General features: G+C 43.6%; 10 protein-coding genes and 1 rRNA gene. 3 read left to right on the top strand and 8 right to left on the bottom strand.

Translation table 11 applies throughout. The features are described from left to right. Positions 1-279 precede the first annotated feature (279 nt). Positions 280-395 (top strand): 5S ribosomal RNA (rrf, locus tag KYS23_RS06910). A gap of 158 nt (positions 396-553) precedes the next feature. On the opposite strand, the gene KYS23_RS06905 is transcribed toward rrf, so the two are convergent. Next, positions 554-796: a hypothetical protein gene (locus KYS23_RS06905; RefSeq protein WP_218418271.1), complete on the bottom strand. Its 243-nt coding sequence runs from the start codon at positions 794-796 to the stop codon at positions 554-556. A gap of 152 nt (positions 797-948) precedes the next feature. Here KYS23_RS06905 and KYS23_RS06900 point away from each other — a divergent pair, with 152 nt between their 5' ends. After that, complete coding sequence (locus KYS23_RS06900; RefSeq protein WP_218397803.1) at positions 949-2,493, top strand: methyl-accepting chemotaxis protein; 1,545 nt, start codon at positions 949-951, stop codon at positions 2,491-2,493. A 204-nt stretch (positions 2,494-2,697) separates the two neighbouring features. Here the strand turns inward: KYS23_RS06900 and KYS23_RS06895 are convergent, their stop codons facing one another. After that, the gene (locus tag KYS23_RS06895; protein ID WP_218397801.1) at positions 2,698-5,067 is read right to left on the bottom strand and encodes a DNA polymerase II; all 2,370 of its coding nucleotides are present in this window, start codon (positions 5,065-5,067) and stop codon (positions 2,698-2,700) included. A 228-nt stretch (positions 5,068-5,295) separates the two neighbouring features. On the opposite strand from KYS23_RS06895, the gene KYS23_RS06890 reads away from it, so the two are divergent. Further along, entirely contained in the window at positions 5,296-6,300 is a 1,005-nt protein-coding gene (locus KYS23_RS06890) for an MBL fold metallo-hydrolase (protein ID WP_159533212.1), read from the top strand. A gap of 9 nt (positions 6,301-6,309) precedes the next feature. On the opposite strand, the gene KYS23_RS06885 is transcribed toward KYS23_RS06890, so the two are convergent. From KYS23_RS06885 to KYS23_RS06860, 6 genes are all read right to left on the bottom strand, one after another. Beyond that, positions 6,310-7,593 (bottom strand): sensor histidine kinase, encoded by a 1,284-nt coding sequence (locus tag KYS23_RS06885; protein ID WP_159533210.1) that lies wholly within the window; start codon positions 7,591-7,593, stop codon positions 6,310-6,312. Beyond that, positions 7,593-8,177 carry a chemotaxis protein CheX gene (locus KYS23_RS06880; RefSeq protein WP_013782668.1) on the bottom strand — a complete coding sequence of 195 codons (585 nt, stop codon included), beginning with the start codon at positions 8,175-8,177 and terminating at the stop codon, positions 7,593-7,595. Before KYS23_RS06880 ends, KYS23_RS06885 begins: the two co-directional genes overlap by 1 nt. Beyond that, complete coding sequence (locus tag KYS23_RS06875; RefSeq protein WP_159533207.1) at positions 8,174-8,542, bottom strand: response regulator; 369 nt, start codon at positions 8,540-8,542, stop codon at positions 8,174-8,176. The genes KYS23_RS06880 and KYS23_RS06875 overlap by 4 nt, the downstream gene beginning before the upstream one ends. A 250-nt stretch (positions 8,543-8,792) precedes the next feature. Next, the gene (locus tag KYS23_RS06870) at positions 8,793-9,962 is read right to left on the bottom strand and encodes a pyridoxal phosphate-dependent aminotransferase (protein ID WP_159533205.1); all 1,170 of its coding nucleotides are present in this window, start codon (positions 9,960-9,962) and stop codon (positions 8,793-8,795) included. Positions 9,963-9,994: 32 nt separating this feature from the next. Further along, the gene (locus KYS23_RS06865) at positions 9,995-10,816 is read right to left on the bottom strand and encodes a sulfite exporter TauE/SafE family protein (RefSeq protein WP_159533203.1); all 822 of its coding nucleotides are present in this window, start codon (positions 10,814-10,816) and stop codon (positions 9,995-9,997) included. A 119-nt stretch (positions 10,817-10,935) separates the two neighbouring features. Next, positions 10,936-13,533 (bottom strand): TonB-dependent receptor plug domain-containing protein, encoded by a 2,598-nt coding sequence (locus tag KYS23_RS06860; RefSeq protein ID WP_159533201.1) that lies wholly within the window; start codon positions 13,531-13,533, stop codon positions 10,936-10,938. Positions 13,534-13,734: the final 201 nt, after the last annotated feature.

Here is a 13,734-nt window from a genome sequence, read left to right as displayed (position 1 = left end):
TGGAAGCGTTGTAAGGCGTTAAGCTAACCTGTACTAATTGCCCGAGAGGCTTAACCATACAACGCCCAAGAGGCTTTATATCTTGAGTGTTGTAAGACAAAGCTAATAGCAAATAGAGTAGTAGTACTCAGTGCTCAAAGATTGATTACGTGAATATCAGAATTCCTAAATTGTTAATTATTTACGCAACGATGATGACATAGACTCCTAAGAGTAATGTTGGTCCTCCTTGCGCAGAAGTCATGATAAAGAGCATCATGATTCTGCACTAAAGTTTTTCCTGGCAGCCATAGCGATACGGTACCACCTGATCCCATTCCGAACTCAGAAGTGAAACGTATTAGCGGCGATGGTAGTGTGGGGTTTCCCCATGTGAGAGTAGCACACTGCCAGGTCCCATTCGAAGAAAGGGCTATCCTAACGGATAGCCCTTTTTTTATGCCTTATTGAAAGTGAAACGTATTAGCGCGCGCCGCATGCCAGGTCCCATTCGAAGAAATTGCTTCACAACGATTGCTTCACAACGATAACTAGCCTAACGGATAGCCCTTTTTTATGCCTTATTGAAAGTGAAACGCATTAGCGCATGCCGAGACTCGGCGACCAGTAACTGGCGTAGGGATAGTGTGGGGTTCCGGTGACCGGCCCAGCCAGTGTGCCCCAGCCAGTGTGACCCAGCCAGTGTGCCCCAGCCCATAGTGGGTCCAAAAATGTGACAATGTGCTTGCCAATGGTTGTAAGATCTAGCTCGGGCTGGCCCTACATACTGCCATAGTTCGTTGTGAAGCCACCCCATTCAAAGAAAGCCCTTGTCGAAAGATAAGGGCTTTCTTGTACCACGTATTCCTTATTTTCGGTTAACTAAGACTAACAGCGTATAGTTAAGGAAATGGTATTACGGTAGATTTGTACTAATGTAAAATAAATGTAAAATAAATGGTCCTGTAAATGTTTACTCTTCCCGCTATTATCGCAGTAGCTACTATATTGCTTGCCAGTTTTATTGTTAACAACGTATGGGTCATCTGTCTTTTAACTTTCCTGCTAACGGCTGCTACAAGCTGGTTTATGCGTGGTCAATCAGCTTCCAGCCCAGACAAGGTTAATGCGGAAGATCCACCAAAAGCAGAATCTGCTGTGGGTAATGCGATTAGCGAGGCATCTAGTCGAATCGCTATTGGAGGAGCATCTGTGTCACATTTTCTCGATAAGCTATCGGGAACATTCAAACAACAAGTCTCAAATATTAGTGAAATGGCCGATCGACTAGAACGCTTGGAAGAAGGAGGAGGCGCTTTAGACCAGCTCGCACTTTCCGCGACAGATGCCATAAAGGCTTCAGATGAAAAGACTCAAAATGGTAGCGCATTACTGTCAGACCTCTTAGCGCGTCAGAATGATTTGATTGCGCAAATAGCAGCATCATCTAATGCGCTTGGGCTACTCAAAGAGCGCGCTCAAGGTATAAGCTCTATCACTAATACCATTAACCAACTCGCCGACCAAACCAACATGCTAGCATTGAATGCTGCTATTGAAGCAGCTCGTGCAGGAGACCAAGGTAGGGGATTTGCGGTGGTTGCTGATGAAGTTCGCGAGCTAGCAAAAAAGACCACCGATGCAACACTGGGTATTGAAAACCTGCTTAAAGATGTAAGTCTCAGTAGTGAAGAGTCAGTTACTACCATGAGTAAAGTGTCTAAAACGGGTGAAACGATGAACGAATTGTTGGGTAAATCTGCTTCACTTATCACCGAAAGCAGTGTGCTTTCAAGTGAAGCACGCCATGCTATGGAGGAAATGCAAAAGACTGTTGCTGACTATACAGAACACAGTTCGGGTATTAGCGTAAACATAGTACAACTTCGTGATTCTACCTCAATGTTAGAGCAAGATTTATCCGAAGTGTCAGAAAAGTCATTAGCACTTAGTCATCAAACTGAAGATATTTTTAGGCATATCGAAGTATTCGATATAGATGACAGAAATGCATCAGTTAGGGATGTGGCCATAAACGCAGCTAACAAGGTTGCAAGACGGTTTGAGCAAGCGATAGCCGAAGGCCATATTAATGAAAGTGCATTATTTAACTTCACTTATGCGCCAGTGCCAAATAGCAACCCAGAGAAGTTCACCACATCGTTCGATAGCTTTACTGACAGGGCTTTACCTGACATTCAAGAACCTATCCTGCAACAACATTCATTTATTGTATATGCTGGCGCAGTAGATAAGAACGGTTACTTTCCTACCCACAACAAAAAGTTTAGCCATCCATTAACGGGGGATTTGAAAGTGGATATTGTGAAAAGTCGAACTAAACGTATATTCAACGATTACACGGGAGCGAGGTGCGGTAGTAACACTTCTTCATTTTTGCTGCAGACCTATAAAAGAGACACTGGCGAAGTCATGCATGACTTGTCTGCTCCTATAATGGTCAATGGGAAACACTGGGGTGGGTTTAGGATAGGCTATCAAGCAGCCGAATAGGACATAGATATTCCCCTTCTTGTTCTACGTAACCGCTACATTACACGGAGAAAGGCAATGTGGAGGGAGACAGACAGATGTGACGACTAAAATGCAGCCGTCTTTTAATTGCACTACATAACCAATATAGGCAAAGGATGCGATCGTCACATTGCTGCGCATAGAAGCAGGCATTCTTGTTATGAAAGCAACGTTACTAATCGGTCAGTTTGAAAATAAAGACAATTGTTCGTTGGTCAATTCAGAAAAGGATAGGTTGATGAGAGGGAGTATGCTGTCCGCGATGGGCATAATTTGTTTTTCAATGTAATGATCGTAATCAAGCGGTGCCATCTGATGCTCTGTAGTTTGAGGGCCTTGTACCGTCATGATGTAGCGTATAGTTGTATTGTGCTGATAACGTAGTCGTTGTCCTGTTTTACTATTAATATCATCTGCAAGGCGCGCGGCTTTTACATGGGGAGGCAATGATTTGATATAGTCGTTTAAGGGCTTTCGGAGTCGCTTTGCGTAAACGAGCCTTCCGTCTTCTTTGCCTTGGCGAATATTATCAACCGTTTGTTTAATAAAATCAGATACAGGGGCTTTTTCGAAAACCCGTCGATACAGCTCATACTGAAAGTACTTGGCTAATTCGGTCCAGTCTGAACGAACGTTTTCTAGCCCTTTAAACACCAACTCTTTTTTGTCGCCAATTTGCTTTAGGCCTGCATACCGTTTCTTGCTGCCTAAGGCAGAGCCTCTAATAGTAGGCATAAAAAAGGTTTCAAAGTGGGTCTCAAATTCGATATCCAAATGACAGTCTATATCATAGTTTTCACGGAGCTTGCTTTGCCACTTATGATTGATGGTGTTTGCTAGCGACTGTCCTGTTTCATAGGGCGTACCTAACGATGTGTTGTTATTCACATGTACAAAGGTAGAGTCTGTATCGCCATAGATGACTGAGAACCCCGCTTCTTCTATCCATTTTGCGGTAGTTTGCATTATTTCATGCCCACGCAAGGTAATAGAGCTTGCTAACCGTGGGTCGTAAAAGGGGCATCCGCCGCTACCTAATACGCCATAAAATGAATTCATTAAAATTTTTATTGCTTGCGAGCGTGGTGCATCGTTTTGCTTTTTAGCCTCATCTCTTTGGCGCCATAGGTTGTCTATAATATCGGGCAAAAAATGATTGTCACGACTGAACATAGCCCCTTTGAACCCCTCAATGGCGCTGTCGGGGTCTTTAAGACCTTCGGCAAGTCCCATTGGATCAATCTTAAACGTGCGAATAATAGACGGGTATAGGCTCTTAAAATCAAGCACGAGTACGTCAGAATACAAGCCTGGCTGTGAATTCATGACATAGCCGCCAGGACTAGCCAAGCCACCGTGTTCAGGACGAACTCCACTGACATAACGTCGGCGATGTAGCTTTGGTAAATAGACGTTTAGAAACGCGGCTACTGACCCACCGGGTCTTCCCAAATCGAGCCCTGTTAATGTCCCTCTCAAAATAAGAAATTCAATAAATCGGGTTTTTGCAGCAATATCATTTACCAACACGCAATCTTTATGGTTATAGCTGGCAAGTGAATAAGGGTCCTCGTAATACAAGGCTTTTATTGCAGCAAGTTTGTCTTCACTTTGTATGAGTTTTTTATCACCCAGTAATTGCTGTGCTACATTGTCTAACGAGAAAGAGTCAAATTGATAGGTCATGGTCTTTAGCGCTTCAATCCCATCTACAATACTACGACCGGGTATATCGACAATAGTTTGCCCATCCCAATCCCTAACCAAGGCTTCCCGTTTGTCTCTGCCTAGTGTAAATTTCAGTCCCTGCTTTTTAGCGCGTCTTGCAAGCACGGCCATATCAAATTGTTTGACGTTCCAGCCTAAGATAACGTCTGGGTCAATTTCACGTATACGCTTTACAAACGCAGTGATCAGCGCTGACTCAGTAGAAAACTGGCTAAGTGAAAATGTGTCTGGAACATCTAACGTCTTGGGGTGACTGGAAGCAGAAACCAACATCACTTCATTAACATCGTGGGAAGCTAGCGCTATACTGAATAGGTTTTCATTTTCATCGCACTCAATATCTATGCTAACTGAGTAAAGGCTTGGTGTGTAGGTGGCGGATCTAATTCTAGCTTCGGGTATGAATGTTGCTTTTTCGTCAGCAGCAACAAACTCGAGGGAACCGTAAATAAACCGTTCCATTAAATACCTGTCCGCCAGTCTTATATCAGCTTCATACAGAGTGATGTGTAAGCTTTTAGCAAGCTGTCTTAATTGATGCATGTGGGAGTCAGATGTGGTTTTAAGGGTGTCTACTTCCACTTGCTCAAGGGTAAAGAAACTATCAGAGGAAACTTCAACCTCAATACCTTCTCGTTTAGCCTTTTCCAGTATGCTCGCCGTGTTGTCGGTTGCAACAAAGCATGAGGGTTTCTGCGGTGCACTTTGAAGACACACAGGGCCTTGGTCGGTAGACACCCACACTTCAATACAAAGCCCGTTATGTTTACCGGTCCCATGCTTAACAATAGTGTGTTTACTGAGAATGTAACCTTTTCTAATCACGGCAAGTTAATTTTCGTTGGTGAAATACTGAAGGACCCATGATACAGGGTAGATTTTCTTTGCTCGAGAACAGAGCGGTAAATGGTTCACTAATGCTCGCTACCTCTCACTAACTCTGGGTATCGCTGTGCTATTACTTAACGCTATAGTTGATTATCAAACAGATACGTTTGTTTTTGCCTACCTATCGTTATAGAAGTAAGTATACCAGCGAAAAGGTGAAGATGTATGCATTACCCAGCAATTGAGCAACCGTCTCCAGGTCAATGGACAGAGATAGCGAAAGGCGTACTTTGGCTTCGTATGCCACTGCCTTTCGAACTTGACCACATTAATCTTTATCTTGTTGAAGATGATGATGGCTGGGTGGTTATTGATACTGGGCTTGGTACGAATACAACTAAAGCCTTGTGGAATGAGATTTTTGCTGCGTTGGATAAACCCATTTCAGCAGTATTAGTTACTCATTTGCATCCTGATCACGTTGGTTTAGCCGGTTGGATAGCCGACCAATTCAAAGTGCCACTTTACATGTCGCAGGTTGAGTATTTTACTGCGCGCGCGTTCACTGGGGGGAAAAGCGACACCTCTGCTTGGCGGGATGAGCAATACTATCACCGTGCAGGTTTGCAGGCTGATGAGGTGACATCGCTAATGTCTGGAAATAAAGGTTACAGTAATGTCGTATCGCCAATTCCAATCAGTTACCGACGGTTAAAGCAATGTGATGTGCTGACGCTAAATGGTAATTCGTGGGAAGTGATGATAGGGCGAGGGCATTCACCAGAGCACGTATGCTTATATTCTAAGGAGCTTGGAATACTGCTAGCGGGCGACCATATTTTACCGCAGATAACCCCTAATATAGGGGTATATTCAACGGAGCCCGAGGGCAATACGCTTCAAGATTATTTGGCTACGCTACTGCCTTTTACTGACTTACCTGAGAAAACCTTGGTGTTACCTGCACACAGACAACCCTTTATTGGGGTGAAAAACCGTGTGAATGAACTCATTGAGCATCACCATCGTCACTTAAATGCACTTTTGGAGGCTTGTAGTAAGCCTCAGACCGCTGTCGAATTGTTGCCTGTATTATTTAAACGGGAGCTTAGTGGTAGAAATATCGTGTTTGCCGTAGCCGAGTGCATATCCCATTTAAACTACCTCTTATCTCATGGAAAACTAACACGACATTTATCTGACGAGGGGGTTTACTTGTATGCGGCGTAACAATTGATGTTACTGAGGTGCTGTAGCTGAATCATCTTCTGAAGCGATAGGTAGCTCTATCGTCACGACCGTGCCTTTGCCCACTTTACTATTGATTGAAATTTTTCCTTTATGCTTTTCTACAATGGTATAGGCGGTAGATAATCCCAGCCCTTGGCCTTGACCTTCAGGACGAGTAGTAAAGAAAGGTTCGAAAACTCTTTTCATATTTTTTTGCTCAATACCTTCACCGCTGTCTAGCACCTTAATCGTAATATTTTCGTTATTTTTTAATAACGTTAACTTAACGTATCCCTTGCCGGTAATGGCTTGGGCAGCATTTAGCAACACATTCATTAAGGCCTGTTTTATCATTCCAGGGTTTGCCATTATCTCTATCTTTTCATCAGGTGATTCAACCTTATAGTGATGAGAAGTATATTGGGTAGATACGAGTTTGATGGTTTGTGAAGTAATATCGTTCAAATCTACAATTTGACTGCCTTGTGTACTGTCGAGTGAGAATTGCTTTAGGTTATCGACAATATCTCTTACTCGATTTAAGCCTGCTTTTGATTCTTCGAGTAACTCTTCAATGTCTTCTTTTATCAAATCATAGTGCTGTGCTTCGAAAAGGTTTTTTATTTGTTCTTTCAATTCATCGTTAAAATCGGCAACGTGCCCCTCCACGCCATCGCAGATAGCCGTTAGGTTATTCGCATATTGTGAAAGGGTGTCTAAATTTGCGTTGATAAAGCCAATAGGGTTATTTATTTCGTGTGCAATACCAGCAGCTAACTGACCCGTTGATGCCATCTTCTCCGCTTGAATGAGTTGAGATTGGGCGGTATCAAGTTTACGGATAAGTTTGCGTTGGGCTTCGTGTTCGTCTTTTAATGCGGCAGATAGCTTTTGTTGGGTACGAAAGTAGCTGGCTTGCGCGGTAACGTCTTGTAAGAAAATACACGCGTATTTTTTGCCTGTGCTTTTGTCCTTTACCGGCAGTATCTCCATGTTTTGATACATTTGCGTTTCTTCGCCAGTTATCGGTCTACTGCTTTTAAAAGGAAATATATGGGGACGCTGCTCCCAGTAGCTGAAGCTAGGATGCTGTAGAACAAAAACCGATTTTAGCCTTCGCTTTAGAAATTTGCCTTGATCGCTAAAAATCTCGGTAACCGGTGTGTCTTTGTACGAAGCGCGATTCTCGTGAGGAAGGCGATCTCTAAAAAAGTCGTTTAAATAAACAACGAGAAAATTTTCATCAACGATGCCAATACCAACCGGAAGTTTTTCAACCAGTTGCTCAAACATTATTCTAGAAGTTCATCTAAGGTATCTTTCATTCTTGTCAGTGAATCGTCATCTAAGCAGAAAACAACACGCATAGAAAAGGATGAAACGGCTACCGTGAATTGTACTTCCATGACTAAACTATGTTGCCACTTAAGCTCATCGAAATTCTCTTTGTTAGGGGTAAACAACGTTGGCATATTCAAATTGGTGGTTAGTTCTAATTGACTTGATAAGCCTGCCAGACAAGCTCCGGCTAAAATATTGGAAAGCTCGAGTATAATTTCTTCTACATCTTCTTTACTAAGCGGTTCACTGTATTCCATCAATTTTGCCATCTCGCTCAGTCCAGAACGAGAAAGTACAGACATCACTTCACCTTGAATATCACCTAAAAAAGACTGGCGGGTGTGAAATGTATCGTCAGAGCCAAACAGCAAGGTGTATAGCTGAGTGGGGGTCACTGAGGTTATTTTAGGAATTGAAATATCAATTTTGGTTTCAATAAGTTGCGCGAGTGAATTTGCTGCTTGGCCCATTGAAATATTGAGCAATTCTTGCAGCGCATCGCGTTGTTCTTCGTCTAATGGTATTACAGCGCTCATAGATACCCCAACTCGAACATAGTCATTGCCAGTTCTTCTTTGTCTAATGGTTTTCTAATGAATCGTTGTGCCCCTAAGGAAAGCACGATGCGCTGTTTTTCCGGCTGAAAATCAGCGCTGATCACAATGACATTAGGGAAGCATTCTTCACGCTTGGATAAGTACTCCAGCACATCCACGCCATCAACCTCTGGCATGGTTAAATCGAGCAACACAAGATCGAAGGTGTTTTCAGCTAACAAATCTATGGCTTCTTGGCCATTAGTTGCTTCTGAAATGTCGTAGTCTAATTCCGGCGGTAACGACTTTTTTACGCTACGGCGTGATAATTTAGAGTCGTCAGCAACTAAAACAGATAGTGCCATCAACAGCCTCCTTTAACGTCTGTTAGTACAGTGTGTGCAATTTCTTAGCGCCTGCAAGAAGCTTAGTAGACATACTAAGATTCTAAAACCTAGGTAGGTGTATTTACGCAAGGAACATTAAGAGTATATGACAAGGAGGGCATTTATGAGCATTATACTTTACGTGTAAATGCTAATTGATAAGGATGCAACAAGAGAGGCGCACAGCCTAAAGTGGCTGCACGCATAATATAAAGATGTTTTAACTCAATTAAGCGTTTTGTTTTTTAGTCATGGTTTCAAGTGCTTGCGGAATAGCATCGACATACCGCTTCACATCAGCAATTTTTCCCATACTGACTCTCGACCAATTAGTATAGGTGCGATAAATACCACGAATGTGAATATCTTTTTCGGCCATCGCCGCTCTAAATAATTCAGCATCCCCTTTACCAAGATCGACAAATACAAAGTTAGTACTTGAAGGAAGTGCAGAGAGGCCATTGGCCTTGAGACCATCCATCACTAAGCCTTTTGCTTCTATAACCTTATCTTTAACAAACGTTAGGAAGGCGTCATCATTATATGAAGCAATGGCTGCAGCTAAACCTGCTTGGTTTAATGTGTAACCACCCATGCCATAGCGATTGATCCACTCAGTGTTTTCTTCAGAAGCAATCATGTAACCAACTCGCATACCGGCTAACCCGTAAATTTTAGAAAAGGTTCGCGCAACAATAATATTGTGCCCGGCTTTTACTAACGGAATCATTGAGTTTGCTGGCGGAGCGTCAGTGAGTTCATTATAAGCTTCATCAACCAGTACTAACGTCTTTTTAGACGCTTTGATACAGAACTCTCGAAGTTTTGCAGGGTCTAGAAGGCGTCCGGTTGGGTTGTTAGGGTTGGTGATATGCACCATACCAACGCTGTCATCAATGGCGGCATACATGGCATCCAAATCGATTGCCAAATCTTTCGTGTTAGGTACCCGAACAATCTCAGGAGCACCTTGTTTCTCCGGTGCTTTTGAAGTGGTATCCCAGAAAAGATCGGGGCCTAATATTTTTCCTTTTTTGCTGGCCGCAAGAGCCGCATAAGAAAGAATAGGACTGGAGCCTGCACTTAACGAAATATTCTTAGGCGTAATGCCATGGCGCTCTGCAATCATACCTAACAGCGTCATTGCAGCAGGGTATGCATAGTAGGCTCCACCTTCAGCTGATGCGGTAGCTATTGCTTTTAATGCTGCAGGGCTTGGGCCGAAGGGGTTTTCATTGGCGTTTAGTTTAGCGATACCTGGTTTAGGGCCATATAGCACTTTAGGTGCAACGTTTGTGGCAGCTTGAAGACTCGCTGATGTGACTATGCCAGAAGCACCAATGGCGGTTGCAGCAGCACTGCCGCCCAAAAATAGGCGTCTCGAAATATTATGTGACATTGTTAATTCCTTATCTCAAATATCGTAAGTGCCTATAGGGCCTTATAAAACATAGCGCTAGAAACAATTACTAAATAAATACCAAACATTCGTTTTAATTTTTTCTCGCTGAAGTTATGCGCCATTTTCGCTCCCATTGGTGCCGTAATAATAGCCCCTATGCTAATAGCAACTAATGCGGGGATATTGATATAGCCTATCGTACCTACAGGCAGGATGGCGGCTTCAGGATGTTTCATAAACAAAAATCCGATAGCGCCGGGCAGCCCTATTAGGAAACCAACACCTGCGGCAGTGGCTACCGCTTGCTGGATTGTGCGTTGACAGATAACCATTGTAATTACCATAGGCGTACCGCCTCCAATCCCTAGAAGTGCCGAAAAGCCACCTAGTACAAAAGCGAGTACTGATTTAGCAATACCTTCAGGCATAGATAAAGCAACACCAGGGCGAATTACAAATTCTGGGAATAAGAAGTAAATAGAATAGAGCAAAACACCTGCAGCAAAAACGACCGTGAGACCATCGCTACTGGTGCTACTGGCAATAAAAATACCGCCTACTACACCCAATATTATCCAGATGCTCCATGATTTCAAAATATCAAAGTCCACCGCCCCTTTTTTATGATGAGCCATCACGGAGCGTGTGCTTGAGACCACAATAGAGGCTAAAGACGTGCCTATGGCAACTTTCACTAGCTCTTGGGATGGGGGCGTAAAGAAAGGAAATACAGCTAATAGAGCGGGAACAACAACAAACCCACCGCCATTGCCGAAAAGACCAGCAGTAATACCTGCAATAGCGCCAGTAATACAAAGAGTAACCACGAACCAGAGAAGCTCTATTTCCATGAAACTACATCTCCAGCAAATACTTCTAATAACATGAATAGACCTTTAAATTTTACTTACAAAACGAAGGGTGAAAACATAAACACCGGCATTTGCCGGTGTTTATTAAGTGGTTGTTTTTAGAATCTTGCTGCTAGGCGGGTGTAGTAGTAACCACCCTGCCAGTCGACCACGGAATCAGACCGGTAGATCCGACCGCAACAGGTTTCTCCGATTGTACCCTCGTCCGGATAGTTATCGAACAAGTTGCGTACACCCACTGATAAGGTGAGATTTTCGTTAATCAGATACGAACCTTCGATATCAAACATGAACTCAGAACCAAAGGTTTGAATAGTCTCTGGGTCTAACGTACTATCGGCAGCATTTTCGTATTCACCGTAGTAACTTAATCGCGCTACCGCAGACCAGACATCGTAACTGTGGGTTACAGAGAATACGCCGCGCATTTCAGGCGTTCCGTTTTCTAAGTCAAATTGATCTTCATCATTTAGATACTCACTCGGATCTGAGTCGAACTCGGTTTTATTATAGTTGATGGAGCCGGTTAACATGGTAGAACCGTAGGTTGATTCAATTTTATAAGTCGCAACGGCATCAACGCCTTCAGTAACAGTATCAAAAGCATTTTGGAAGAAGAATACGCCACCAATCGATGCTGCCCCTGATACACCAGCACCATCTAATGCCAAGAAGTTTTGATAGGCATCGTATCCATCAGCGTCTGGGTCGGTTACTACTGTGGTTGACACGTCACGTGTAGATACTGAATACAATCTGTCTTCTAACTTGATATTGTAATAATCAAGCGTAAAGGTTAAATCACCGTAGCTTGCAGTTAAACCAAGCGTAAAGTTAGTCGATTTCTCAGGTAGTAGTTCTTCCGCGCCTAACGCTTGCGCCACATCGCCACCAGCAGGGAACAAGCCAGTTGCTACTGGAAAACCATCAGGTAAACGAGTAGATACGTTTGTAGTACCTTGCTGTCCTGGAGTCGGTGCTCTGAAGCCCGTACCGTATGAACTTCTTACAGCAACTACATCACTTACTTGATAAATACCAGCTACTTTATAAACCACTTCAGAACCAAAGTCTGAGTAGTCTTCATAGCGGATAGCTGCTTGTGCGAACAATTCATCAGTAATATCACCTGAAATGTCGGTATATACCGCGTAAGAGTCTCGGCTGTACGTACCAGAATAATCTGGAGAGTAGCCCGGGAAGCCGTTTGAGCCTACACCCACTACGGTATAAACCGCATCATCACTGTCGGCACAATCTAGCGTTGAACCGGTAGCTATGACGGCTAAACCAGCTGCACTAGCCGCATCTCCGTCACAGAAACCCCAGGGATCAGATGTTGCGTAAGGCCCTGCAAAGTAAGAATCTACTTCGCCTTCTGAAATCTTATAAGACTCGTCAAGATAGCTTGCCCCGAAGGCCAGTACATACTCGGCAAGGTCATAAGTGAAGTCAGCCTGAATTTGTGTTTCTTCGTTGGTTAAGTCACCGGGTTGAAATGATGTAGGTGACTCATTACCCATAGACGGGTTAATGGTGTTAGCAAGCGTGTATGAAATATCGTTGTATCCGTAACGACCACTGATGTCATAACCTAGGTCGCCAGACATTCCTTTAATACCGCCCACGAAAGAGTAGTCAGTAACTTCCCCTGAAAAACGTGGTGTAAAGCCACCAGGGAAAAATTCAGTAGGGTTCCAAATTGAACCGTCTTCTAAACGAATATCTTCAATTGTGCCATTGCCTGGATAGCGGTAGAAAAATGAACCGTCGCCTTCACTCTCTGAATAGTTACCAAAAGCATATAGTTCCATCTCTGAGGTTAACGAATACCCCGAATTAAAGAATATCCGCGTGCCACTGGAGTTGGGCTGCCCCCAAGGTTGAACTTCATCAGAACCGTGAACTGAATTCGCCATTGCAGTGGCATCTGCAATGTATTGCTCTGACTGGTCATCTACACAAAACCAAGATTCACAGTACTGTTCGCCACGGAAGGTGGCTTCGCTGTCTGAATATTCCGCTGAAATGCTTAAGAAACCATCATCACCGAGTGCGAAACCTTTGTTTCCGGTAATGGTAATTTGGTCGCCGTCACCTTCAAAATAGCTACCGTAATCAGCAGTGAACGACCCACCTTCGGTATTTTCTTTTAATTGGAAGTTGATAACACCCGCGATAGCATCTGAGCCATATTGGGCTGCCGCGCCATCGCGCAGAACTTCTACACTGCCAATTGCAGCGGTAGGTATAGTCGCGATATCAGGGCCTTGTGTACCAGAGCCCCCAATCGATACTAATGCCGCTCTGTGGCGGCGTTTAGAGTTAACTAACACCAGGGTTTTGTCGGTGGGCATGCCCCGTAAGGTTGCAGGGCGAATGAAAGTACCACCATCTGATATAGGTTGACGAGATACTGAATATGATGGAACCAATGTCATCAGTACGTTGTTCATGTCGGTGAAGGCTACTGCTTCAATATCTTCAGCACTTAATACATCAACAGGTACAGGTGAGCTAGTTACCGAGCGAGGTGCACCACGTGCGCCAACAACAGCAATTTTTTCAACATTTTGAGTATCTACTGCGGTTTCTTCAGCTTCAGCTTCTTGCGCTAACGCGAGTGGTGCTGCCAAAGATAGAGTGATTCCAGTGAACGCTAGTGCAATTGCATTATGTATCTTGTTTTTTCTCATGTGTGTTCCCTAAAACGAGCCGTTATGAGTTGTTATTCTTCACTTGGAGCAGGGACTAATGCCGCCCACGTTTGGCATAACAAGCACCACCTTGATGCATCCAGCATCTTATAAATTTTTTGTGTGGTTACCTGTGTTACTACTCAGGCTAAAAATTCTTTTAAAACCGCGAAAGAAAAAAGAATATTGAGGGGTATAAGA

The organism is Alteromonas lipotrueae, assembly GCF_019249255.1.
In the GTDB taxonomy this organism is placed as follows: domain Bacteria; phylum Pseudomonadota; class Gammaproteobacteria; order Enterobacterales; family Alteromonadaceae; genus Alteromonas; species Alteromonas lipotrueae.
The sequence above is the reverse complement of the archived record's forward strand: the minus strand, read 5'-3'. Positions and strand labels throughout refer to the sequence as shown.

Coding starts and splice junctions, on each gene's coding strand:
- KYS23_RS06905 (WP_218418271.1), bottom strand. CDS start 796: ATGGGGTGGCTTCACAACGAACTATGGCAGTATGTAGGGCCAGCCCGA.
- KYS23_RS06900 (WP_218397803.1), top strand. CDS start 949: ATGTTTACTCTTCCCGCTATTATCGCAGTAGCTACTATATTGCTTGCC.
- KYS23_RS06890 (WP_159533212.1), top strand. CDS start 5,296: ATGCATTACCCAGCAATTGAGCAACCGTCTCCAGGTCAATGGACAGAG.
- KYS23_RS06885 (WP_159533210.1), bottom strand. CDS start 7,593: ATGTTTGAGCAACTGGTTGAAAAACTTCCGGTTGGTATTGGCATCGTT.
- KYS23_RS06880 (WP_013782668.1), bottom strand. CDS start 8,177: ATGAGCGCTGTAATACCATTAGACGAAGAACAACGCGATGCGCTGCAA.
- KYS23_RS06875 (WP_159533207.1), bottom strand. CDS start 8,542: ATGGCACTATCTGTTTTAGTTGCTGACGACTCTAAATTATCACGCCGT.
- KYS23_RS06870 (WP_159533205.1), bottom strand. CDS start 9,962: ATGTCACATAATATTTCGAGACGCCTATTTTTGGGCGGCAGTGCTGCT.
- KYS23_RS06865 (WP_159533203.1), bottom strand. CDS start 10,816: ATGGAAATAGAGCTTCTCTGGTTCGTGGTTACTCTTTGTATTACTGGC.
- KYS23_RS06860 (WP_159533201.1), bottom strand. CDS start 13,533: ATGAGAAAAAACAAGATACATAATGCAATTGCACTAGCGTTCACTGGA.